Consider the following 22,831-nt stretch of genomic DNA (forward strand, 5'->3'; position numbering starts at 1 on the left):
ATGGGCGCGCTACGGTTTCTGAACGTGAAAATACCCCGCCACCTGTAACAAATCCGCGTCATTCAATAAGCCCGCGTAGTACTTGAGTTGCACCCGCGCCAGTAAATACGCGTACTTAGCCTCGGCCAAATCCCGCTTGGCGCTATACAGTTGCTGCTCGGCATCCAGTACATCCAGATTGACCCGCTCCCCGCCACTCACGCTTTTGCGCGTTGCATCGACCAACGCACTGGCTGACTGCACGGCCATTTCGTAGGCCCGCACCTTGGCCGCCGCACTGCTGTTGAGGTTGTACTGCTTGCGCAAGTCCACCAACGTCGCGGCTGTTTGCGCGTCCAGTTCGTACTGCGCCTGCGACAGTTGCCGCGCCGCCTGGCGTGTCGATGCCGACACCGAGCCCCCGGCAAACAACGGCACGCTGAGCTGGATGCCGACGCTGTTGGTGTCGTACTTCTGGTGGTAGGTGCTTTCAGAGTCCGAACTGGTTTGCCGACTGCTCGCGTACACACTGAGCTTGGGCAAATGCCCGGCCCGCTTGCGTTCCACTTCGTACTCGGCCGACGTCAGGGCGTGCTGTTGCGACGCCAGGTCCGGGTTATTGGCCAGGGCCAGTTCGCGCCAGCTTTCAAAGCGCTGCGGCTCCAGCGGCTGAATGCTGAAATGCGGCAATAACGGGTCAAGCTGCTCCACCTGCAACGGTTCACCGAGCATGGCCTCCAGCTCGTGCAAGGCGGCATCCAGCGTGTCTTGGGCTTCGATTTCCTGGGCGACCGCCAGGCTCAGGCGCGCCTGGGTTTCAAGCACATCGGTTCGAGTGCCCTCTCCGCCTTTTAACAGCCGTTGATTGAGTTGCAGGCGTTCGCTGTACGCCCGTTTCTGTGCCCGGCTCAGCTCAATCCGCTCCTGCGCCAACAAGGCCTGGCTATAGGCACTTAAAACCCGCACCGCCAAATACTGGCTTTTACTGCGAAAACGCTCGTCGGCCAGCAAGGCCTGCGCCGCGCCTTGTTTAAAGCGTGCATAGGCCTCGTAGTCCAATAGCGGTTGCTGCAGGGTCAACGTCGCCGCATAGCTGCGGTAATCGCGGTCGGTCTTTGTGTGCGATTGCGTGACTTCAGACTCATTGCGCGAGTTGCTGTAATTCCAGGCCAGCGTCGGCAACAGGGCTGAACGCCCGAGCGCTCGGTTTTCCTGGCCCGCAGCGCGCTCTTCTATCGCCGCCTGAAAGGTCGGATCGTTGCGCACCGCCAAGTCATAGGCTTCAAGCAAACCCAATGCCTGTACCGGGCTGGCCAACACCGCGCCCAGCATCAACACCCCGCGGCACAATCGACGCACACTCATTCCTCCACCAACGCCATGTGCGTGCGGTCCAGTAAGGGTTTAAACAGGTAATTAAGCATCGAGCGCTCGCCGGTGCGCACAAAGGCCTCGACCGGCATGCCGGGGCGAATCTGCAAACCGGCCAGTTGCGCCATGCCCTCGGCGCTGACCTGCGCCCGCAACGTGTAATAGGGTTCATCGGTGCGCTCATCGACCTGACGGTCTGCCGACACCAGTGTCACCTCGCCCTCCACCCGTGGCGTGGTGCTTTGGCTAAAGGCCGAGAACATCAGTTGCACCGGCAAACCGGCGTGAACCTTGTCGGCCAATTCCACAGGCACCCGCGCCTCGACCAGTAAGGGTTCGCCCTGCGGGACGATTTCCATCAGGGCCTGGCCCGGCCGGATCACCCCGCCTTCGGTAAACACATCGAGCCCGACCACAATCCCCGCCACCGGCGCGCGTAACTGGCTGTTGGCCAGTTCAAACTCGGCCGACGCCAAGCGGTTGCGCAAGTCTTCGCTGCGTATGCGGGTGTCCGCCAATTGCGTACGGACTTCTTTCTGATATTCCTCGGTCAGTTGGCGAATTTTCAGGCGCATCTCCTGCACCTGACGCTGCAATTGCCCGATGCGGCCATAGTCTTCGCTGATCGAGCCCAGCACTTGGGCGTACACCCGCTCGCTGTCCAGCAGGCGATTACGCGGGATGTACCCTTCGCGGGCCAGCTCGCGCAGGCCTTGCAGTTGCTCATCCAATGCCGTGCGTTGCAGCACTTTATTGGCTTGCGAGTCACGCACCCCGCGCAATTGCGCCTCGGCTCCGGCGATGCTCTCGCCGATGCCTTGCTGATCGAGCAGCAACGCCTGACGCCGGCTGGCGAACAACTGACGTTGCAACGCCAGGTTCGACGCCACTTCGGGTTCGTTGTGCAGCGCCATCAGCTCGGCAGGAAAACTCACACTTGCAGCGCCCTCAACCTCGGCATTGAGCCGGGCCTCGCTGGCCAACGAGCCATAAAACTGGCTGCGCAGCGACTGCGCCTGGCCCAACAACGGGGTTTCCTTGAGCCGGATCAGTACTTGCCCCGCTTGCACACGGTCGCCATCACGCACGTCGATGCGCTCAACAATCCCGCCACTGGGATGCTGCACCACTTTGCGATTGCCTGACACCATGACCTTGCCCGACACCGCGACGCCTTTGTCCAGTGGCGCCAAAGCAGCCCAGGCGAGAAACCCGAGAAACCCGCCGAGCATCAGCAGCCAACCCAGGCGCGCATGGCGACGGTCGTCCAGTTGCAGCACGTTACCCTCATAGGGCGGTCTGGCGTTTGCGGCACTCATGCTTTGTTCGCCTCTACGGTGCCCAGTCGGTAGCTCACATTCATGGCCGGTTTAGGCGCTGCGGGCTTGGGCGCGGCGAGCACCTTGGCGGTGGGGCCATAGGCCTGTAGCTGACCTTCACGCAGGATCAACAGATGATCCGTGAGGGTCAGTACGTTGGGTTTGTGGGTGATCAGGATCAGCGTGCGCTTGAGCTGTTTGAGTTGGGCAATGGCCTGTAGCAAGGCTTGCTCCCCGGCTTCATCAAGGTTGGCGTTGGGTTCATCGAGCACGATCAGCGCGGGCAAGCCGTACAAGGCACGGGCCAGGCCGATACGTTGCTTCTGCCCGCCCGACAACCCGGCGCCGCCGTCGCCCAGGCGGGTGTCGTAGCCTTCGGGCATTTGCAAAATCAGTGAATGCACACCTGCCATCTGCGCCGCCGCCAACACCTTGTCGGCATCAACTTGGGCAAAGCGGGCGATGTTTTGCGCGATGGTTCCGGCAAACAACTGAATGTCCTGAGGCAAATACCCCAGATGGGGGCCGAGTTGCTGTTTGTCCCATTGCGACAGTTGCGCACCATCCAATCGAACCTTGCCAGCCAGCGGCTGCCAGACCCCAATCAGCAAGCGGGCCAACGTCGACTTGCCGCAGCCTGACGGGCCGATCACACCGAGCACCTGCCCGGCGGGCAGGGTAAAACTCAGGTTGCTCAACGTGGCACGCCGCGTTCCGGGTGCGCTGGCGCTGAGTTGCTCGACCGCCAGCTCGCCCCGTGGAACGGGCAGCGCCATGCGCGGCGGGCGGGCCGGATGCGCCTGCAACAGTGATTCGAGGCGTTGATAGGCCAGCCGCGCTGAAGTCCATTGCTTCCACACACCAATCAACTGATCGATAGGGCTCAGCACCCGGCCCATCAAAATGGAACCGGCGATCATCATCCCGGCGGTGATTTGCCCTTGCACCGCCAGCAATGCGCCCAGCCCCAGCACCAGTGATTGCAGGGCCAGACGTACGCCTTTGGACCAGGCACCGACACTGGCGGTTTTTTCACTGGCCAGGTTCTGCTGCGCCAAAAATGCCGTGTGCTGCGCCAGCCAATGGCCGCGCAAGGTCCCTAGCATGCCCATCGCCTCGATCGCTTCGGCATTGCGCAAATGCGCGCTGGCCTGCTGGGTGGCCTCAACCGATAACTCGCTGGCGGCCTTGAGCGGCCCCTGCGACATCCGCTGATTAAGCCACGCCAGCAACATCAACAGTACCGCACCACCGAGGGCCAGCAGCCCCAACCACGGGCTGAACATAAAGATCACCCACAGGTACACGGGAAACCACGGCGCATCGAAAAACGCGAACAACGCATTGCCGGTCGCGAACTGGCGCAGGCTGGTCAGGTCATTCAACGCCTGCCCGGCCGCCGGGCTGCCGGTGCTTAATTGCGCCTCAAAGGCGGCGTCATAGACCCGCTGATTCAAGCGCATGTCCATTTGCGTGCCGAGGCGGATCACCACCTGGCTGCGCACCCATTCCAACGCGCCCATCAGGCCAAACAGGCCGAGGATCATCAGCGTCAGCATCAACAGGGTCATTTCATTGCCCGACGCCAACACCCGGTCGTACACCTGCAACATGTACAGCGCGGGGGCCAGCATCAGTAGATTGATCACGGCCGAAAACAGACCAATGTTGAAAAAAGCACGTTTGTAGGCCGTCAAGGCAGCCAGCATCTCGTTGGCGACGTGGGCTTTGGGCCGGGTCATGAAGAGGGTTCCGTGGAAAAATCACCGATCAAACTGCGGGAGCTGACTCGCCAGCGAGATCATCGCGAGCAAGCCCGCTCCCACAGGATTGGGTTCAAGCCTGAGAGAGCGTGTTAAGCCGCCAGCGCCCAGTCTTGGGCAGCGTCTTGCACACCGACCAGGCCGATATCAGCCGCAAACGCGGTGTCGGCGTGCGCCAGACCGGCAGCCGCCAGTTGGTCGAAGGTCGAATCGGTGCTCAGATTGAACTCGCTCAGCAGGGTGTTGAGCACGCCTTCCAGGCCCGCCACGTTGCCGCGCATCAGGCCGTAGATCACGTCCTGAACGGCGTTGCCTGCACGGCCAGCATCGCTGGCAGCGGACAGGTCGAGGCCGTTGAAGGAGACAAAGTAATCATCAAGTGTGAATGGACTACCACTGCCGCCGTTCAAATCCGTGCCCAGTTGTACGCTGTCCAACTCACCCCACAGGTAGTGATTCATGTTGTCACCCGGTGAAACAAGCGGGTTATACACATAATGCAAGCCATCAGTCGTATCGCTTCCGGCGATGTAGGCATACTGAGACCCATTGGCACCGTGGGTCGCATATTGCTCGCCATCATACTGACCCGTGCCCGTGTTAAATCCACCTGTATTGCCCGTACCATGGCCGGCCGTTTTGAAACCAGTGGACCAGACGCTGAGCACGTCCTGAATGGAAATATCACCAAATGCAGAGTTATAGGTAATTGAAATAGCCATCTCTTAACCTTTTCCTTGGACAGTTTTAGTGAGCGCACACGAACGTGTGCATTTACCCGACATGGGCAAATTCTTTAATAAGGAATATGTTTTCTACTTAAAACTTATATTCGAGCATACCGCTCAGTGTCCGCCCGCGCGCCAGACTCAAGTTATTAACATCACCCATAGCAACAAAGTAGGCTTCGTCCGTAGCGTTTTCCATCACCAACGAAATATTAAAATCGTCAGTCATCCAGTAACTGGCATACAGGTCATAGACACTGTATTTAGGCCACATGGCCTGTTCGATGGACTTATAGTTATGCGCATTAAGATCTCTGCCGTTGCCAGGGCTGTAGCGCAGGCGAACGCCTGTATCCAAACGCCGCTCCAGGAAGCGCGCACCAATGGTTAATGAGCCTCGATCCGCAGGCATGTACGTCGCATTGCCCATTATCCCGCCACAATCAACCGCGTTATTTTTCACATCATCATCCAGCCACTCTTTTTCGCTGACAGGACGAATGCCTATTTTTCCATCCGGACGTACATAGCGCTCTATATAACTTTTGAGTGTTTTCCCTGTTGTTTTCGCTCCACCCATGTAATAGCGCTTGGAACAAAAGTCATTACTGCCGATCATATGGGTATAACTCAAGTTTGTATAAGCCCGCCCCATGTCGTAATTAAGTTGATATTCAACACCTCGAAAACGTGTATCACTCAGATTATTAACGTACGCCAAGTCACCAAAATTACTCGTCGCGGCCTCCGGCAGGCTAATACCGTACTGCATAAACGAGAAATTCTTGATTCGGTTATCGAAGTACGACACCTTCATCCCGAGCCGGTCATTATCGAAGAACAGCGACTCTTTGAAGATATTGAAACCCACCTCCCAGTCTTTCGACTCTTCAGCCTTGAGGAAAGGATTTGGGAATACCCGCTCAGGTGCTTCGCCCGCATGGGGGCGCCCTGTCATGAACACCTCCGTCACTGCCGGTGGGCGCCAGCCTTTACCGACATGAGAATACAGTTGCAGCCAGTCCACACCGGGCTTGATGGCGATGCCAAAGGTCGGCGAAAAATGACCGCTCTCATTGTCCACGTCGTACATCTTTTCGACGCGCTTACCTGGGTCGAGATTGACCACCGGCACACCATTTTCATAACGAATGATTTGTCGTTCGAAAAGCGTCATGCCTGTTTTACCTTCCAGGCGATAGCGGTCATAGCGCAAACCACCGCTCAGGTTCAACCAACCGTTGTAGTCATACTCCAGATTACTGAACAGACTGGCCATAGTTCGCTTGCCAGAGGGGTTCGCGCCCTCTACATAAGGTAGCGACTGTTCGTTGACGGCGGCCACTTTGTTGGTGCGCGGCGTGAATGTGTCCTGATACATCTCCAGGCCGTAATTCACACTCAACTGACCATAGGTGTCGAAGTTGAACAGTGAGGTGTTTTGCACCAACCCGCCCCAGGTCTCCGTCTGGAAACGGTCTTTATAAGCACCAAAGGCGTTGTCTGCCGTGGCGTTATGCCGGGCATTGGCACGGTCCAGTTGCGTGTCGACGTAATACAGCTTGGCCTTCAGATCGATCAGTTCGTTGTCCGGGTTCCAGCTGTAATCAATCGCGTAGTTGGCGGTGCTCAGGTTGTTTTTGCTGTGCCGAACATAGTCATAACCCGACTGATCAGCCTTGAGGTAGGTCCAGGCATCATTGCTGTCGCTGTCGGTGTTCAGGTAACTCAACTGCACACGCTGGTCGTTCGGCAGGTTGAGACCGAACTTGGCCATTTGCGAGCGGGTCACGCTGCCTGCGTCACCGACTTCACTTTTCAGCCAGCTTTTCCAGGCTTCGGGGCGTACATCCTTGAGCCGCATTTGAGACCCTAAATTGCCCGCATGCTGCCGTCCGCTGCGGTAGTTGCCGAAGTGCCGCTCGCTCACGGCAAACAAGGCATCACCGATATCGTTGCCAAACGCGAACACCCCGCCACCGTTGAAATAGGTGCCGTTGCCCATGTTGCCGATACCGCTGCCCGCACGAATGCGCCCGCCGTATTCTTTGCCGTCTTTCAGGAAGTCACTGGCTTCGAGGGTTCTGAATGTGGCGATCCCCCCGATAACGCCGGCACCGCCCAGGGTGGACTGCGAGCCTTTGTCGATTTCGATGCTGGAGACCATTTCCGGGTCGATCAGCATCACGCCATTGCGGTGCTGGTGGCCGTTGACGTTGAAGTTCTGGCGCATGCCGTCAACGTTCATGTTGACCCGGCCATAGTCCTGAACCCCACGAATATTGATCGACAAACCTGGGTCACGCTGGTCGACAGCCGTGTACACGCCGGGGGTTTCTTCGAGCATGTCGGCGGCATGGCGCGGGGCACGCTTGTTGATTTGCTCGCGGGTTATCACTGACACCGCTTGGGGCGTTTGGTACACCCAGTCTGCGCCGTTGCCGTTCTCACTGGCGGTCACCGAGGTGGTGCCCAGCGCCAGCGCACCTTTGGCCTCACCGCTCACACGGGTCAAGGTCACTTGGCGTTCACCCGTAAAGCGGTATTCCACCGGGTTGCTGCCCAGCAGGCGCGCCAGGCCTTCCTGCACACCGAAGTCACCGTTAAGGGGCTGCGAAGTCAGGCCACGCAGCATCTGGCTGTCGAACAGCACCTGCAAACCGGCTTGCTCGGCAAACACCAGCACCGCTTTGTCCAGCGGCTGCGCCGGGATGTGGAAGGCGATGAATTCTTGCGCAATGGCGCTGCTGACTTTTTCAACGGCGTGCACCGGTGCATGGGCCGCCAATACGGCCAATATTCCCACATGTACAGCAAAGGCCAACCGGCTTGCGGGCTGCTTCCCTTTGCGCTGACTAACGACCATTTTTTGTTATCCCCAGGCTTACGTGTTTTGTCATGAGAATGAATCTCAATAGCAAGACGAACGGGCGGGGAAAAGTCAGTAAAGGTTTTTGCGAATAATTTTCAGAAGCCGGATTTGGTTGATGAAACCCGCGTAGGAACGAGCTTGCCTCGCGATCTTTTGACCTTCAAAGATCGCGAGGCAAGCTCGTTCCTACAGGGATCGGTTTAATAAATCAGGCTGACGCCTGCCAGTTCCACACGTTTGACGTGCAATTCCTGAGTGAGGGTGTGCAAGGCGCTGTCGAGCATTTCGAGGCGGAAGACGCCGCTGACTTGCCGATCGGCCAAGGCACGGTTGGCCAGAACGATTTGCCCGGGGCGGTAACGGTTGAGTTGCTCGATCACGTGGGCCAACGGCTGGCGATCAAAAATCAGCACGCCGCGCCGCCAACTGGTGGCCGCACTCAGGTCATAACCGGGTAAGGGGTGCACGCCATTGCGCGCGCTGTACCGCACACTTTGCCCCTCTTGCAGGGTTTGTCGGACCGCGCCTTGAACCGGCCGGCTTTGCAGGCTCACAGCGACGCTGTGTTGCAACACCCCAACCCAGGCCTGGTCGCTACTCTGCCGCCCGACAACAAATTGTGTGCCCAGGGCTTTGGTTTGCCCGCCTGCGCTTTGCACCACAAAGGGCCGTACTTCTGCCTCGCCCATCGGCGCCACGTCAAACACTGCCGAGCCCGCCAGCAGGCTGATTCGCCGTTCGTAGGTGTCGTAGTCGATGCGGATGGCGCTCGACGCATCCAGCTCCACCGAACTGCCGTCATCAAGCTGCACGGTACGGATTTCTCCTGCACCGGTGCGGTAGTCGGACTGCATATTGATCAGCACCGTCGGGCCGCTGATCCAGCCCACTGCCAAGACCAAGGACAGTACCGCAGCACGCCCGACCCAACGCAGCGGGCGCCTGCGCCGAGTCACCGGCGCAGGGCGCGGCGCTTCCGGGCGCTGACGGCGTGGGGTTGGCCTGGCCATTTCCGGGTCCTGCGCCAAGGCCCCCAAGGCCGCCCAGGTTTGCTTGGCAAACTGCAAGGCAGGCGCGTGGCGCTCATCAGCGGCCAACCATTGTTCGAGTTGCGCCTGCGCCGCCGCGTCCAGGTCACCCGCGTGCAGGCGCACCGCCCACTCGGCGGCCGTCTCAGTGATGATCTGTTGTTCGCGGCCTTGGCTATTCACGTGTGAATCTCAATTTCTCGTTATGTATAAGCAGTGACGTCTGGCCTGCCGATATTCAGTAAGCCGTTTATCGAAACTCAGGTAGGTTATTTCTCAGCTGCTTGTAGTCGTTGCATGACATACGCCAGCGCTTTGGACAGATGCTTTTGCACGGAGCTGTCAGAAATATCAAGTTGGCGCGCCACTTCTGCATGGGTCATGCCTTCGATACGGTTGAGGCGGAAGATTTCCTGGGTGCGCTCGGGCAGCTCTGACAGTGCCTGCTTGAGCGCCATGCGCTGTTGTTCAGCCATTGCCTGAGCCTCCAGCTCTGCCATTTCGTCCTCAATGTCAGCCAAGGCCTCGTGCGTCACCGAGTCGGTCTTGCGCCGGGTTTCCTGGCGGATGTGATCGACCAGCAGGTTGCCCGCCACGCGGTAGAGGTAACCGGGGGAGTTGTCGATCTGTTCCTTGCGCCCGCGCTCGGCCAGGCGCAGGAAGCTCTCCTGCACCAGATCGGCGGCCAACTGCGGGTCTCGCACCTTGCGCGCCAGGTACCCGCGCAGGGTACTGGCATGCTTGAGGAACAAGCCCTTGAGGTCCATATCCGACAAACCGACTCCCTGACGCATGAGGAAAAGGGGCGGCTATCTTACTTTTTGTCGAGAATGATTTTCAATTGATATTAGCGGGACTCGCGCATTGTTCGATAAACGCCCACTTAATGGCACAAAGCGGCGTCGGCATTTATCACCCAATTGACCTTATTAACCGGCTGGTACAATTTAAGCCAACCGCTTGAGCAGCGCTCAGGCGACCCTATAAAAACAAAGTAGAGTTGGCTTGCTATGTCCCCTATCGTCCTGGTGCTTAACGGCCCCAACCTGAACTTGCTTGGCACCCGCGAACCCGGTATTTACGGCCACGAAACGCTGGCAGACATTGCCAATTTGTGCGGCCAGACGGCCCGCGAAGAAGGCTTGAACGTTGAGTTTCGCCAAACCAACCACGAAGGCGAACTGCTCGACTGGATCCATGGCGCTCGCCAGCGCTGCGCCGCGATTGTGATCAACCCGGCCGCCTGGACCCACACCTCGGTGGCCATTCGCGATGCCTTGGTCGCCAGTGAACTGCCGGTGATCGAAGTGCACCTGTCCAACGTCCATACCCGCGAAGCCTTCCGCCATCACTCCTTCGTCTCGGGCATTGCCCAAGCCGTGTTGTGCGGGTTTGGCAGCAACGGTTATCGCTTGGCCTTGCAACACCTCAGCCGCCAATTGAAGGGCTAAGCGCATGTCGACCCACACCCCCAAGTCAGTGTTGGCAGGGCTGATCGGCGCCGGTATCCAGGCCTCCCGCACGCCGGCAATGCACGAGCGCGAAGGCGAGGCGCAAGGGCTGCGTTACGTGTACCAGTTGATCGATCTGGACGTGTTGCAGCTCGATAACAACGCCCTGCCCGACCTGCTGACCGCCGCTGAGCGTATGGGCTTCAGCGGCTTGAACATTACCTACCCGTGCAAGCAGGCGATTATGCCGTGGCTGGACGAGTTATCTGATCAAGCCCGCGGTATTGGAGCCGTAAACACGGTGATTTTCCGGGACGGCAAACGCATAGGGCACAACACCGACTGTTCGGGGTTTGCCGAAGGTTTTCGTCGCGGCTTGAGCGGCGTTGCCGTGCAGCACGTGGTGCAAATGGGCGCGGGTGGCGCAGGCTCTGCGGTGGCCTACGCATTGCTCAGCGAAGGCGTACACCGGCTGGATATTTTTGACGTCGACCAAGCCCGCGCACAGAGCCTGGCAGACAACTTGAATCAACACTTTGCCGGTTCACGGGCCAGGGCGGGCACTGACCTTGAGGCCTCGCTGAGCAAGGCCGACGGGCTGGTCAACACCACGCCCATGGGCATGGCCAAGCTGCCGGGCATGCCCGTGCCCGCACAATGGTTGCGCTCAGAACTGTGGGTGGCCGAGATTGTGTACTTCCCGCTGCAAACCGAGTTGCTGCGCCATGCCCGCGCGCTGGGTTGCCGCACGCTGGATGGCGGCAACATGGCGGTGTTTCAGGCGGTCAAGGCGTTTGAACTGATCAGCGGCGCCAGCGCTGACGCCTCACGCCTACTCGCGCACTTCCAGGAAATGAACGGCTAAGGCCTTGTCTCACTCACACCTGTAGATAGCGCAGCACCGAGTCGCAGATCATCTCGCGCTGACGCTGTTTAACCTGCGGGTCGGACAAGTCGATCTGAAAAATCTCACCGACTGTGTAGCGGTTGGACACGCGGTAAAAACAGAACGAACTGACCAGCAGGTGCACGTCCAGCGGATTTAAACCTGGGCGGAACACCTGCTGCTCAACGCCTCGGCGCAGGATCTCTTCGAGGGCATGAACAATCGTGTCGTTCATGGCCTTGATGCCTTCCGAACGCTTGATGTACTCGCCCTTGTGGATATTTTCAACGCTGACCATGCGCACAAAATCGGCGTTCAGGTCGTGGTGATCAAAGGTAAATTCAACCAGCTTTTTAATCGCCTGCCGGGGTTCCATTTCATCCAGGTGCAGCAGGTTTTCGGTGCTGCGGATCTCGCCGTAGAGCTTCTCCAGCACTTCGACGTAGAGCTGCTCTTTGCTGGTGAAGTAGTAATAGATCATGCGTTTGGACGTGCGGGTACGCTCCGCGATGGCATCCACGCGTGCGCCCGCCAGCCCTTGTTCGACGAACTCGGCCAGGGCTTCCTGAAGGATGTTTTCGCGGGTCTTTTCCGGGTTGTTTTTCCGGCTCTTGCGCGGTTCGACTGCGGGCGCCGTGGCATCGGTGTCGACTTCTGTTATCTGGGTCATTACAGGCTCACGGCCATCGGAAGATGGCCGCGATTATGGCCCGAGAGGTTCATCGAAGGAAGTCGACAAACGTATTCGCGCAACGTCCTACAGCTTGGCCTGACGCACCGCCCCGGTGCGCGACTTGGCCATCGCCGCCAAACGTACCGCCACGTTGGCCGCGCCATAGCCGGCATAGCCGTTTTTGCGCTGCAACAACTCAAAGAAGAAGCGCCCGGCAAACGGCTCGGTGTACACATGAAACAACTCACCGCCCTGAGCGTCGCGGTCGTACAAGACGTTGAAGTAGGCCAGTTCGCTCAAGAACTCATCGTCAAAATCAAAGCGCGCCGCCAGGTCGTCGTAGTAGTTCAACGGGATATCCAGCAGCGGCACGCCTGCGGCTTTGGCGCGGCTGACTTCAGCAAACAGGTCGTCGCACTCAAACGCAATGTGATGCACACCGGAGCCGCGATAACTCGACAACGCATGTGAGATGGCGGTGTTTTTGTTCTCGGAAATGTTCAGCGGCAAACGAATCGTGCTGCAACGGCTACGCAATGCGCGGCTTTTGACCAACCCGTACGGGTCGGGCAGCACCACTTCGTCATCCGCTTCAAAGTCCAGCAGGCTCTTGTAGAACAGCACCCAGCTGTCGAGGCTGTCGGCTGGCAGCGCCATGGCCATGTGGTCAATGCGCTTGAGCCCGCCTTGGCCGGTGTGGGCGGTCGCAAGGTTGAAGTCCGATTCGTACAACGGGTTACCCGCTTCGTCCTGATCGACCAGATAAATCAGGCTGCCATCCGGCGCACGAACCGCCGCCAGTTCCAGCTCATTGGGGCCGACCAGGCCTCGATAGGGCTGGCCTTTATAGGCCACGGCACGGGCCAGCGCGCTGGCGCTGTCTTGCACGCGAATGGCGGTGGCGCACAGCGACGGGCCGTGCGCCTCAAAAAAGTTATGCCCAAACGAATAAGGCTCGGCGTTGAGCACCAGGTTGATGTCGCCCTGACGCAGCAAGCTGACATTTTTGGAGCGGTGCTGACCGGCTTTGCTGAAGCCCAAACGCTCAAGCCAGTGGGTCAGTTGCGCGCCCTGATTGTCATCGACGGCGAACTCCAGAAACTCGATGCCCTTGTAGTCACTGGCCTTGGGCGGCGCGAACAACGGCTCAAGGCTGGCGGCAGGCGCGGCCTCCTGGACCAGCCGCTCGCGGGTTTTCTCTTCGAGGTACAGCAATGAACGCAGGCCATCTGCCGCATTGGCGCGGGTAGGCGCTGCGCGGAAGCCGTCATTAAAGATCTCCAGCGACAGAGGCCCGGTGTAGCCGCTCTGAATGATCGGCGCCAGAAAGCCCGGCAAGTCGAACTCGCCCTGCCCCGGGAAGCAACGGAAGTGGCGGCTCCACTCCAGCACGTCCATCGCCAAAATGGGCGCGTCGGCCATTTGCACAAAGAAGATCTTGTCGCCGGGAATCTGCGCAATGCCGCTCGGGTCGCCTTTGAGCGACAAGGTGTGGAAGCTGTCGAGCAGCACCCCAAGGCTCGGATGGTCGATCTCGCGCACCAGATCCCAGACCTGTTGCCAGGTGTTGACGTGCCGCCCCCAGGCCAGGGCTTCGTAGCCGATGCGCAGGTTCCGCGCCCCGGCGCGCTCGGCCAGCAGGCTCAAGTCGTCCAGCAGGATTTGCCGGTCACCCACCGAGTCGGCGGCGGCATTGCTGCACACCAATACCAGGTCGGTACCGAGTTCCTGCATCAAGTCGAATTTGCGCTCGGCGCGGTCGAGGTTGCGCGCCAGACGGTCGCGGCGGCAGCCTTCAAAGTCACGGAACGGTTGGAACAGGCTGATTTCCAGGCCGAGGTCTGCGCAGATCTGGCGCACTTCGCGAGGGCTGCCGTCGTAGTACAGCAGGTCATTTTCAAAGATCTCAACCCCGTCAAAACCCGCTGCGGCAATGGCGTCGAGCTTTTCCGGCAAGGTGCCGCTCAAGGAAACAGTGGCGATTGAACGCTTCATTTAACACTCCCATGATTGCCACCGCCTGCAACCGACGGCATTTCTAATAGCCTGATTATTAAGGGCACCCTATCATTGAGCAACCAGTCTGTACCAACCGGTTAGTTTTGCGTGCGATTATCGAACACTATGCCCTTTGTTGAATTGACGACTTTTTGTCCAATCGCCACCATCCAACCCGTACCTTTTGCAATAAATGCTGCACAACACCACATAACAATTCCAAAAAAAACGGGTAACCACTCATGCTTGCTCTTATTGATATGACGCTCTGCTTTGCTCTGCCGCCGGCGTGGTACCCGACCTTTCAACGGACGGGTAAATAGCCATGACCCCTTCTCAATCGACACACGTCAACTCTGCCCAAAGCACCCCGCACGCCGGTATTGGCGACAAGATCCGCGGCGCCATGGCCATTGGTAAAACCCGCTGGGGCATGCTCGCCCTGGTGTTTTTCGCGACCACGCTGAACTACATCGACCGCGCCGCACTGGGCGTGATGCAACCGATTCTGGCCAAGGAAATGAGCTGGACGGCGATGGACTACGCCAACATCAACTTCTGGTTTCAGGTGGGCTACGCCATTGGCTTCGTCCTGCAAGGTCGCCTGATCGACCGGATCGGGGTCAAACGCGTGTTCTTCTGCGCCGTGTTGCTGTGGAGCCTGGCGACCGGCGCCCACGGCCTGGCCACCTCGGCCGTCGGCTTTATGATGTGCCGCTTTATTCTCGGCCTGACCGAAGCCGCCAACTACCCTGCCTGCGTGAAAACCACGCGCCTGTGGTTCCCCGCCGGTGAGCGCGCAGTGGCCAGCGGTATCTTCAACGCCGGGACCAACGTCGGCGCCATGTTCACCCCGATGCTGTTGCCTCTGGTGCTGCATGTGTGGGGCTGGCAAGCCGCGTTTCTGTGCATGGCGGCGTTGGGCGGTATCTGGCTGATCTTCTGGGGGCTGAAGTACTACAACCCTGAAGAGCACCCAACGGTGAGCAAACAGGAACTGGACTACATCCAGAGCGAAAAAGAACCGGAGCAACAGAAAGTCAGTTTCGGCACGATCCTGAAAATGCGCGGGACTTGGGCCTTTGCGTTGTCTTACTCGCTGACCGCACCGGTGTTCTGGTTCTACCTGTACTGGCTGCCGCCGTTCTTGAACCAGCAATACAACCTGGGCATCAACGTGACGCAGATGGGCATCCCGTTGATCATCATCTACATCACGGCCGACTTCGGCAGCGTCGGTGGCGGGATTTTGTCTTCGATGCTGATCAGTCGCGGCATGGCGGCGGTCAAGGCACGGCTGGTGTCGATGTTCCTGTGTGCGATATGCATCATCGGCGTGGTCATGGCCGCTGGCTCCAGCCAACTGTGGGTTGCCGTGGGCGCCATCGCATTGGCCCTGGGCGCGCACCAGGCCTGGACCGCCAACGTGTGGAGCATGGTGATGGACTACACGCCTAAACACATGATGGGCACGGTGTTCGGCTTTGGCGGCATGTGCGCGGCCATCGGCGGCATGTTCATGACGCAAATCGTGGGTTATGTACTGACTGTCACCAACAACAACTACACCGTGTTGTTCACCATGATTCCGGCGATGTACTTCATTGCGCTGACGTGGATGTACTTCATGGCCCCGCGAAAAATCCCGCAGGTTTGAGTTCGATCCGAAGCGTTCAAACAGCCCTTCTCCTTCGGGAGAGGGGTTTTTTTTCAGGTCAAAAGATCGCGAGGCAAGCTCGCTTCTACAGGGAGTTGAGGGTTAAACCGCCCTTTTCTTGCGCTGTTGCCAAGCCGCCGCTAACCCGCTGATGCAGACAATCGCGATGCCGATCCGTGAGGTCAGGTCCGGCGTGTGGTTGAACAGCAGCCAGCCCAGCAACCCGGAAAACACAATCTGGCAGTAACTAAAAGGCGCCAGCAATGCCGGTGCGGCGAGGCGGAACGACTGTGTCAGGAGCAAGTGCGCAGTCATGCCCAACGAACCAAGTGCGAGCATTTCGAGGCCATGCACCAAGGTCGGCGTCTGCCAAAAGAACGGCACCATCGCACTCAGCACCAGCGCGTTAAACAACCCGGCAAAAAAGTTACTGGTGGTCGGTGTGTCGTACAGGCTGAGTTTGCGCGTGAGGATCTGGTAGCAACTGAAACACAGCGCTGCCGACATCGGCAGCAGCACCGCCGGGGTGAACAAGTCGCCCCCCGGATGGATGATCACCACCACGCCGATAAACCCGCAGCTCACTGCAATCCATTGCCCCCGGGTGACTTTTTCGCCCAGCAACGGCCCGGACAGGGCCGCCACCAATAACGGTGCCAAAAAGTTAACCGCAGTGTTTTCCGCCAACGGGATGTACAGCAGCCCGAAGGTGAAGAACAGCCCGGACCCCAGCAAACAGATCGCCCGGTACACCTGTAGCAACGGGCGCTTGCTGCGCAGCACCCGTAGCCCCGACTGAGGCAAGAAGTAACTGGCCATCAGCAAGGTGTGCACCATATAGCGCGCCCACACCACCATCACTACGGGGTACAAACCGCTCAAGTACTTGGAGAGCGCGTCGTGACTGGAGAACAACGCCGTCGCGATCACGATCAGCAGAATGCCCTTGAGTGGCTGGTTAACGCCTGAGAGTGGCGTAGGCAATGTCATCGAACACCTCAATGTGGAGCAATGGACTCACAGCACTCAGCCACCCGCACCCGGGCGCTACGCACTACAGCTGTTGCAAAAGCACCCGGGTTTTATCAATCGCCCATTGCGCCCGTTGTTCGGCGCTGACGCCTTGTGCCTGAAGTTCTACGCAGGGGATTTCAAGGCTCAGCGGTATGTCTTTGGGCAGTAATCTCAGCAAGCCGAGCAAATCGCAGTCACCGTCGCCGGGAAAACGCCGCTCATTACGCGCCTGGCGCAAAATTTCCTGCATGTCATCGGGCGTTGGCCCCGCCACGTCGCACAACTGCATATAGCGCATGCGCGACGGCTCTACCCGGCTCAGGTCTTCAAGGCTTGAGCCAGAGCGGTTGAAATGGAAGGCATCGACCAATACGCAGCCATTGACGCGGCCCGCCTGCTCAACCACCCGCACCGCCTGCTGCAGGTTCTTGGCATCGGTCCACGGCATGAACTCAAGATGAGGATAGATCCCGTAAGGGCGACTCAAGTCACACAATTGCGCAAAGTTATCGGTCATGCGTTGTTCATCGGGGTCATTGCCGGCCACCAGCAACTCGGTGGCGCCGAATTCAGCGCCCACAGCCAGGATCTTGTCGAAATCTGACACGCAGGTCTGCGGCTTCAAGCGAAGAATCTCGATATCGAGCACTTTGATACCGGTGTCGTGCAGGCGCTTGAGGGTTTGCCTGCGTAAAGCCGGGTCATTGACCAGCGGGAAGTGATACTCCTCTGGCGTGGCAGGTTCGAGGCGCAGACCGACATGGCTGTAGCCGGTGCGGGCGGCAATGTCGATCATGTCGACCGGCGAGACTTCCAGCACGGTCAGGGCAGCAAGGGACAAAGGGCGAGAATTCATAGTGGGCTCTTTCAGGCGTCGATAGGGGCTGGGGCGCAGGCCCGGCCAGTGGCAGCGGCTTCACGAATGGCTTCAATCAGCGCCAGGGTGCGGGCGGCATCCGCCGCGCTCACCAACGGCGCAACCTCGCGTCGAATCACCCGAACAAAATGTTCCAGTTGCAAACGCAGGGCTTCATCGGGCTTGAAGGCTTCTTGCTCGACCAGCAACGGCTGGTGCCAGCCCGCGCCGTCCTCGGCGTAATGCCAGCGTTTGAGCTGCGGGATGCTTAACGCCCCACCGGTGCCTGCCAGCAAATAGCAGGGTTGATCGCTCTGGCGCGGATACACCGGGTTTTCCCCCGAGTCCAGTTCCCAGCTCCAGGGCGCGGCCACGGCATCAGAGCCGGTCAATGTGCCGAGCGCACCGTTTTCAAATTGCAGCAAGACCGCCGCACAGTCCTCATTGCCATAGCCGCGCACGGCATTGCTGGTGATGGCCTGCACCTGCCGCACTTCGCCACACAAATGGCGCAGCAGATCCAGGTCGTGGATCAGGTTGGTCAGCAGCATCCCCGCCCCGGCCTCACGCCGCCACGGGATATCGAAATAGCTCTCGGGCTTTTGCAGTTGCCACAACGCGGTCACCGTACTCAGACGCCCCAGCGCCCCGCTGTGCACCAGCTCATGCGCCCGCACTATCAGCGGGTTGTGGCGTCGATGATGGCCCACCAACACCGGCACGCCGCTGTCCCGGGACGCCGCCACCAGCGTACGCACTTCTGCCAGATCCACGCCTACGGGTTTCTCCAGCAGCACCGGCACACCCGCTGCCAGGCAGGTCAGCGCCGTGCTCACGTGCAAGGTGTTGGGGTTTGCGATGATCACGCCATCGGGCTTTGCGGCCGCCAACATCTGCGCCGTGTCAGCAAACCATTCGACCCCGCATTGCGCCGCAAACCCGGCCGACTGCGGCGCAGGGTCTGCGACCGCGCAGAGCACAGCGCTGTCGAGGCCTTTTAGATGATGAAGGTGCTGGCGGCCCATGATGCCGGCGCCCACCAAAGCGATACGCAGTGGAGCGTTCAAAATGCTGATCCTCTTGTAAGAATTATGGAATCACAGAATTCCGATTAATTTAGAATCTGGTTCCACTTTCTTGCAAGATAAATTAACTACTCCGTTCAATTTAGCCGTCAGGCATCGAACAGTTCAGATGCCTGGCAGGCCACTGACAACTCCTCGGTGAACTGCAGCAGCAATGGCGCCAGCTCGTGCAAGCGGGCCTGAGGCAGGCGTGCACTGGGGCCTGCCACACTCAACACGCCGACCACATGCTTGCCCAGCGGGCTGCGCACCACGGCGGCAATGGCGCTGGTGCCAATCGCCGAGCTTTCTTCTACGCAGGCATAGCCCTGCTCACGGGCGATACGCAGACGCTCGAGCAACTCCACATTGGAGTGCGGCGCATTCGGCCCCACGCCTTCGGGGGGCGTAATGCCCTGGCGTTCAACCTGTGCCAAAGCCATGGCATCGCTCATGCTGGCCAGCCAGGCATGCCCAGACGCGGTGTAATACAGCGGCGCATCGCGGCCCATATCCGGGTCATAGCGCAAGCCTGAGCGGGCGCCCTGGGACTTGGCGATCCAGGTCAGGCGCTCACCGTCCACCACCCCTAAACGCACCAGTTCGCCGGTTTCCTGAGCGAGCCGATCAAGGATCGGCTGCACAATGTCGGCCCCGCTGCTGGCCAGGTATTGAAAGCCCATGGCGACCAGCTTGGTCGACAAATGGTAACGGCTGTTCTCGCTGTTTTGCCGCACATAGCCCAACCGCACCAACTCGGTGAGCAAGCGGTGGGTCGCACTTTTAGGGATGCCCAATTGCTCGGCGAGCGTTTGCATCGGCACGCCGCGAGGCTCCTGCGTGAGACTCTCAAGCACACTGAACACCCGTTCGATCTGACTGCCAGCCATACAAAGCCCTCGCAAATGAAAGGATTCTAAAAGGTAAACCCGCAAACGCAAAAGCTGGAACTGAACAAACGCACTCGGGGTTGTTGTTTTTAGAGCAAATCTTTATATTTTGGAACTTAATTCCAAAAATGATTCAATCCGGAGCCCCACCATGACCGCAGCCCCTCAACCTGACGTTATCGACTGTGATGTGCTGATTGTCGGCTCCGGTGCGGCCGGTTTGTCCGCAGCCGTCACGGCCGCCTGGCACGGGCAAAAAGTTATCGTGGTCGAAAAGGATGCTGTCTTCGGCGGTGCCACGGCCTGGTCCGGCGGCTGGGCCTGGGTGCCGTGCAACCCGCTGGCTAAACGCGCCGGGATCATTGAAGACGTAGAATTGCCGCGCACCTACCTCAAGCATGAATTGGGCGAGCGTTACGACCCGGCCATGATTGACGCGTTTCTGGAGGCTGGCCCGCGAATGGTGGCGTTCTTCGAGCGCCATACCCGCTTGCAGTTTGCCGATGGCAACGCCATTGCCGACATCCACGGCGACACCCCTGGCGCCGGGACTGGCGGGCGCTCGGTGATCGCCGCGCCCTATAACGGCCGCGAGGTCGGCAAGCTGCTCAAGCGGCTGCGCAAAACCATGCGCGAAACCAGTTTTATGGGCATGCCGATCATGGCCGGGCCAGACCTTGCGGCCTTCCTCAACCTGACACGCTCGCTGCCGGCCGCCTGGCACGTGACCAAGCGCTTTGGCCGCCACCTGATTGACCTCGCCCTGCATGGCCGCGCCTTGCAATTGGTCAACGGCGTGGCGCTGGTGGCGCGACTGGCCAAGTCGGCTGAAGACTTGGGCGTATTGCTGTGGGAATCCGCACCGGTCACATCACTCACTCAGGACGAGGCAGGCGTTACTGGCGCAGTGGTCAAGACAGCACGCGGGGACATCCGCATTCGCGCCCGCAAAGCGGTGGTGCTGGCCGCCGGGGGCTTCGCCAATGATATTGAGCGGCGCAAGGCGCTGTTTCCGCGCACACCGACCGGCCACGAACACTTGGCCCTGCCGCCGCTGGGCGTCAATGGCGATGGTCTGACCCTCGGTGAAAGCGCTGGCGGTCAGATCAACAGCGACTTGCAGTCCACGGTCGCCTGGGCTCCGGTGTCCCGCGTCCCGCACAGCGACGGCAGTATCGGGCACTTCCCGCACATCATTGAACGCGCCAAGCCTGGGATCATTGGCGTATTGAGCAACGGCCAGCGCTTCGTCAACGAAGCCAATGGCTATTACGATTACGTCACCGCCATGGTGGAACAAGCCCCAGCCGATGAGCCGGTGGCATCGTGGCTGATCTGCACTCGTGACTTCCAGCGCCGTTACGGGCTCGGTATCTCGCGGCCGTTTCCCATCCCCGTGGGGCCGTTTATCCAGTCCGGCTACCTGAAAAGCGCCTACACCCTGGAAGGCCTGGCCCGCGTGTGCGGCATTGACGCCAAGGGCTTGCAAACCACCGTGGACGACTACAACCGCCACGCGCAAACAGGCCAGGATCCACAGTTTGGGCGCGGCTCAACCCCGTACAACCGCAAGCAAGGCGACCCGCTGCATAAGCCCAACCCTTGCGTAGCACCGATCAGCAAAGGGCCGTTTTACGCAGTCAAGGTTGAACCCGGCTGCTTTGGCACCTTTGCCGGGCTCAAAACCAACGAACACGCCCAAGTGCTGAACGCAGACGGTCAGGCGATAAAAGGTTTGTATGCAGCGGGCACGGACATGGCCAGCATCATGGGCGGGTACTACCCGGCGGGTGGGATAAATCTTGGGCCGGCCCTGACGTTTGGTTACATCGCCGGGCGGCATATGGCAGGGGTGACGCAGTACGAGTGAGTCATTGATGCGGGAGTCAGGCGGATTAGCCTGCTCCCACATGCAGCCCTTAAAAATCGAAGAACACCGTTTCGTTCGGGCCTTGAATATAGATATCAAAACGGTACGCCGGTTTGCCGTTCACTTCGCAGCGATGGGCAATCAGGGTTTCACGTCGCTGCGGTTGCTCGATCAGGTTGAGCACCGGGCATTTGCCGTTGGCCTCCGGCTCGTCGCTGAAGTACAGGCGGGTCTGCAAATGGATGTTGATCCCGCGGGCAAACAGCGACACGTTGATGTGCGGCGCCATGGGCACACCTGCGGCGTTTTTGACCACGCCCGGCTTGATCGTGTTGAGCGTCCACTCCCCGGCATCAAAGGTTGTGGCCGTACGGCCGAAGCTGTTGAAAGGCTTTTCGGCGTCGAAATGTTCGTCGTAAACGCCTTCGTGGTTGGCTTGCCAGAACTCCAGAAAAGAGTCGCGGACCAAATGGCCATTGCCGTCATGGACGTTGCCGACCAGCACAATGTGCTCGCCCGGCGCGTCAGGCTTGGCCATGTCGTTCCAGATTTCTTCCGGGCGTGACGGGTTACCGGCAGCGGCCAGCGCCAGGCCGATATGCACGTAAGGGCCAGCCGTTTGCGATGGCGTTTCGGGTAGCAGTTCGATAGGCATGACGAGGCTCCTCAGCAGTTTTCGAAGTGAGTCTTGCGCTGACCGCGCAGCACGATGTCAAAGCGATAGGCCAGGCAATCCATCGGATTGGCGGCGCCCATGTCCAGGCGCGCAATCAGGCTTTGCACCGCCTCAGGGTTGGCAATCGACTTGACGATCGGGCACATAGGGATCAGCGGATCGCCTTCGAAATACAACTGGGTAATCAAGCGCGTGGCAATCGACGGGCCACTGATCGACACGTGAATATGCGCCGGGCGCCAGTCATTGGGGCCGTTGCGCCACGGGTAAGGGCCGGGCTTGACGGTACGGAAGCTGTAATAGCCCTGGCTGTCCGTGAGCGTGCGGCCCACGCCACCAAAGTTCGGGTCCAGCGGGGCCAGATAGCGGTCGTTTTTGTGACGATAACGGCCACCGGCGTTGGCTTGCCAGATCTCTACCAGGGTGTGCGGGATCGGCTTGCCGTATTGGTCGCAGACACGACCCGAGAGCAAAATCCGTTCACCGACCGGCAAACCGCCATTGTTGAAGTTCAACAGCAGGTCGTTGTCGAACTTGCCGAATTTGAGATGAGAAAAATCAGGGCCACTGGTTTCGCTCACCGATTGCGGGATGCTCACCAGCGCCTGGCGCGGGGAACGGGCAATCGAGGTTTTGTAGTCAGGGGTCAGGGCTTTGGGGTGCCAGTTGCGGTCACGGATGATAAAGCGCCGGCTGTCTGCATCAGACATGTCGATCTCCTGTTGTTTTTATAAAG

The 22,831-nt window shown here is 59.4% G+C and carries 19 protein-coding genes; 4 read left to right on the forward strand and 15 right to left on the reverse strand.

From position 1 onward, the window contains the following. Nucleotides 1–9: 9 nt before the first annotated feature. The 7 genes from AAEZ03_RS19440 to AAEZ03_RS19470 all read right to left on the reverse strand — a co-directional run bounded on the left by AAEZ03_RS19440 (nt 10) and on the right by AAEZ03_RS19470 (nt 9,836). Nucleotides 10–1,344, reverse strand: coding sequence for a TolC family outer membrane protein (locus AAEZ03_RS19440; protein ID WP_048367451.1), 1,335 nt, complete (start codon nt 1,342–1,344; stop codon nt 10–12). After that, a complete protein-coding gene (locus tag AAEZ03_RS19445) occupies nt 1,341–2,669 on the reverse strand; it encodes an HlyD family type I secretion periplasmic adaptor subunit (protein WP_350580837.1) in 1,329 nt (442 codons plus the stop codon). Before AAEZ03_RS19445 ends, AAEZ03_RS19440 begins: the two co-directional genes overlap by 4 nt. Further along, nucleotides 2,666–4,411 (reverse strand): type I secretion system permease/ATPase, encoded by a 1,746-nt coding sequence (locus AAEZ03_RS19450; RefSeq protein WP_350580840.1) that lies wholly within the window; start codon nt 4,409–4,411, stop codon nt 2,666–2,668. Before AAEZ03_RS19450 ends, AAEZ03_RS19445 begins: the two co-directional genes overlap by 4 nt. A 113-nt stretch (nt 4,412–4,524) precedes the next feature. Further along, nucleotides 4,525–5,154 (reverse strand): heme acquisition protein HasA, encoded by a 630-nt coding sequence (locus AAEZ03_RS19455; RefSeq protein WP_123752072.1) that lies wholly within the window; start codon nt 5,152–5,154, stop codon nt 4,525–4,527. Nucleotides 5,155–5,251: 97 nt separating this feature from the next. Next, the gene (locus AAEZ03_RS19460) at nt 5,252–8,026 is read right to left on the reverse strand and encodes a TonB-dependent receptor (RefSeq protein WP_123752071.1); all 2,775 of its coding nucleotides are present in this window, start codon (nt 8,024–8,026) and stop codon (nt 5,252–5,254) included. A gap of 206 nt (nt 8,027–8,232) precedes the next feature. Further along, nucleotides 8,233–9,243 carry a FecR family protein gene (locus tag AAEZ03_RS19465; protein WP_350580844.1) on the reverse strand — a complete coding sequence of 337 codons (1,011 nt, stop codon included), beginning with the start codon at nt 9,241–9,243 and terminating at the stop codon, nt 8,233–8,235. Nucleotides 9,244–9,329: 86 nt separating this feature from the next. Then, nucleotides 9,330–9,836 carry an RNA polymerase sigma factor gene (locus AAEZ03_RS19470; RefSeq protein ID WP_048390629.1) on the reverse strand — a complete coding sequence of 169 codons (507 nt, stop codon included), beginning with the start codon at nt 9,834–9,836 and terminating at the stop codon, nt 9,330–9,332. Between the two features lie 234 nt (nt 9,837–10,070). Here AAEZ03_RS19470 and aroQ point away from each other — a divergent pair, with 234 nt between their 5' ends. After that, a complete protein-coding gene (gene aroQ / locus AAEZ03_RS19475) occupies nt 10,071–10,511 on the forward strand; it encodes a type II 3-dehydroquinate dehydratase (protein WP_048367462.1) in 441 nt (146 codons plus the stop codon). A 4-nt stretch (nt 10,512–10,515) separates the two neighbouring features. Beyond that, nucleotides 10,516–11,376: a shikimate dehydrogenase gene (locus AAEZ03_RS19480; RefSeq protein WP_350580849.1), complete on the forward strand. Its 861-nt coding sequence runs from the start codon at nt 10,516–10,518 to the stop codon at nt 11,374–11,376. A gap of 13 nt (nt 11,377–11,389) precedes the next feature. Here the strand turns inward: AAEZ03_RS19480 and AAEZ03_RS19485 are convergent, their stop codons facing one another. Both AAEZ03_RS19485 and quiC read right to left on the reverse strand, forming a co-directional pair. Beyond that, on the reverse strand, nt 11,390–12,067 hold the full coding sequence (locus AAEZ03_RS19485) for a TetR/AcrR family transcriptional regulator (RefSeq protein WP_048367465.1): 678 nt from the start codon (nt 12,065–12,067) through the stop codon (nt 11,390–11,392). An 87-nt stretch (nt 12,068–12,154) separates the two neighbouring features. Then, complete coding sequence (gene quiC, locus AAEZ03_RS19490) at nt 12,155–14,065, reverse strand: 3-dehydroshikimate dehydratase QuiC (RefSeq protein WP_278939319.1); 1,911 nt, start codon at nt 14,063–14,065, stop codon at nt 12,155–12,157. A gap of 328 nt (nt 14,066–14,393) precedes the next feature. On the opposite strand from quiC, the gene AAEZ03_RS19495 reads away from it, so the two are divergent. Next, nucleotides 14,394–15,725 (forward strand): MFS transporter, encoded by a 1,332-nt coding sequence (locus tag AAEZ03_RS19495; RefSeq protein ID WP_048367467.1) that lies wholly within the window; start codon nt 14,394–14,396, stop codon nt 15,723–15,725. Nucleotides 15,726–15,827: 102 nt separating this feature from the next. On the opposite strand, the gene AAEZ03_RS19500 is transcribed toward AAEZ03_RS19495, so the two are convergent. From AAEZ03_RS19500 to AAEZ03_RS19515, 4 genes are all read right to left on the reverse strand, one after another. After that, the gene (locus AAEZ03_RS19500) at nt 15,828–16,715 is read right to left on the reverse strand and encodes a DMT family transporter (RefSeq protein ID WP_153336343.1); all 888 of its coding nucleotides are present in this window, start codon (nt 16,713–16,715) and stop codon (nt 15,828–15,830) included. Between the two features lie 64 nt (nt 16,716–16,779). Next, a complete protein-coding gene (locus AAEZ03_RS19505) occupies nt 16,780–17,595 on the reverse strand; it encodes a sugar phosphate isomerase/epimerase family protein (protein WP_350580854.1) in 816 nt (271 codons plus the stop codon). An 11-nt stretch (nt 17,596–17,606) separates the two neighbouring features. Next, nucleotides 17,607–18,662, reverse strand: coding sequence for a Gfo/Idh/MocA family protein (locus tag AAEZ03_RS19510; RefSeq protein WP_153375495.1), 1,056 nt, complete (start codon nt 18,660–18,662; stop codon nt 17,607–17,609). 107 nt (nt 18,663–18,769) lie between these two features. After that, the gene (locus tag AAEZ03_RS19515; protein WP_048367474.1) at nt 18,770–19,549 is read right to left on the reverse strand and encodes an IclR family transcriptional regulator; all 780 of its coding nucleotides are present in this window, start codon (nt 19,547–19,549) and stop codon (nt 18,770–18,772) included. A gap of 151 nt (nt 19,550–19,700) precedes the next feature. Between AAEZ03_RS19515 and AAEZ03_RS19520 the strand changes: the two genes are divergently transcribed. Continuing rightward, a complete protein-coding gene (locus tag AAEZ03_RS19520; RefSeq protein WP_350580858.1) occupies nt 19,701–21,419 on the forward strand; it encodes an FAD-dependent oxidoreductase in 1,719 nt (572 codons plus the stop codon). Nucleotides 21,420–21,468: 49 nt separating this feature from the next. Here AAEZ03_RS19520 and pcaG read toward each other — a convergent pair whose 3' ends face one another. Next, nucleotides 21,469–22,074 (reverse strand): protocatechuate 3,4-dioxygenase subunit alpha, encoded by a 606-nt coding sequence (pcaG, locus tag AAEZ03_RS19525; protein WP_048367476.1) that lies wholly within the window; start codon nt 22,072–22,074, stop codon nt 21,469–21,471. A gap of 11 nt (nt 22,075–22,085) precedes the next feature. After that, nucleotides 22,086–22,805 (reverse strand): protocatechuate 3,4-dioxygenase subunit beta, encoded by a 720-nt coding sequence (pcaH, locus tag AAEZ03_RS19530; RefSeq protein ID WP_048367478.1) that lies wholly within the window; start codon nt 22,803–22,805, stop codon nt 22,086–22,088. Between the last annotated feature and the right edge of the window lie 26 nt (nt 22,806–22,831).

This window comes from Pseudomonas sp. HY2-MNA-CIBAN-0224, from assembly GCF_040310285.1.
Classification (GTDB): domain Bacteria; phylum Pseudomonadota; class Gammaproteobacteria; order Pseudomonadales; family Pseudomonadaceae; genus Aquipseudomonas; species Aquipseudomonas helleri.

What these genes read in the sequence shown, in the direction of transcription:
- AAEZ03_RS19440 (WP_048367451.1), bottom strand. Translation starts at nt 1,344, where the DNA reads ATGAGTGTGCGTCGATTGTGCCGCGGGGTGTTGATGCTGGGCGCGGTG.
- AAEZ03_RS19445 (WP_350580837.1), bottom strand. Translation starts at nt 2,669, where the DNA reads ATGAGTGCCGCAAACGCCAGACCGCCCTATGAGGGTAACGTGCTGCAA.
- AAEZ03_RS19450 (WP_350580840.1), bottom strand. Translation starts at nt 4,411, where the DNA reads ATGACCCGGCCCAAAGCCCACGTCGCCAACGAGATGCTGGCTGCCTTG.
- AAEZ03_RS19455 (WP_123752072.1), bottom strand. Translation starts at nt 5,154, where the DNA reads ATGGCTATTTCAATTACCTATAACTCTGCATTTGGTGATATTTCCATT.
- AAEZ03_RS19460 (WP_123752071.1), bottom strand. Translation starts at nt 8,026, where the DNA reads ATGGTCGTTAGTCAGCGCAAAGGGAAGCAGCCCGCAAGCCGGTTGGCC.
- aroQ (WP_048367462.1), top strand. Translation starts at nt 10,071, where the DNA reads ATGTCCCCTATCGTCCTGGTGCTTAACGGCCCCAACCTGAACTTGCTT.
- AAEZ03_RS19480 (WP_350580849.1), top strand. Translation starts at nt 10,516, where the DNA reads ATGTCGACCCACACCCCCAAGTCAGTGTTGGCAGGGCTGATCGGCGCC.
- AAEZ03_RS19485 (WP_048367465.1), bottom strand. Translation starts at nt 12,067, where the DNA reads ATGACCCAGATAACAGAAGTCGACACCGATGCCACGGCGCCCGCAGTC.
- quiC (WP_278939319.1), bottom strand. Translation starts at nt 14,065, where the DNA reads ATGAAGCGTTCAATCGCCACTGTTTCCTTGAGCGGCACCTTGCCGGAA.
- AAEZ03_RS19495 (WP_048367467.1), top strand. Translation starts at nt 14,394, where the DNA reads ATGACCCCTTCTCAATCGACACACGTCAACTCTGCCCAAAGCACCCCG.
- AAEZ03_RS19500 (WP_153336343.1), bottom strand. Translation starts at nt 16,715, where the DNA reads ATGACATTGCCTACGCCACTCTCAGGCGTTAACCAGCCACTCAAGGGC.
- AAEZ03_RS19505 (WP_350580854.1), bottom strand. Translation starts at nt 17,595, where the DNA reads ATGAATTCTCGCCCTTTGTCCCTTGCTGCCCTGACCGTGCTGGAAGTC.
- AAEZ03_RS19515 (WP_048367474.1), bottom strand. Translation starts at nt 19,549, where the DNA reads ATGGCTGGCAGTCAGATCGAACGGGTGTTCAGTGTGCTTGAGAGTCTC.
- AAEZ03_RS19520 (WP_350580858.1), top strand. Translation starts at nt 19,701, where the DNA reads ATGACCGCAGCCCCTCAACCTGACGTTATCGACTGTGATGTGCTGATT.
- pcaG (WP_048367476.1), bottom strand. Translation starts at nt 22,074, where the DNA reads ATGCCTATCGAACTGCTACCCGAAACGCCATCGCAAACGGCTGGCCCT.
- pcaH (WP_048367478.1), bottom strand. Translation starts at nt 22,805, where the DNA reads ATGTCTGATGCAGACAGCCGGCGCTTTATCATCCGTGACCGCAACTGG.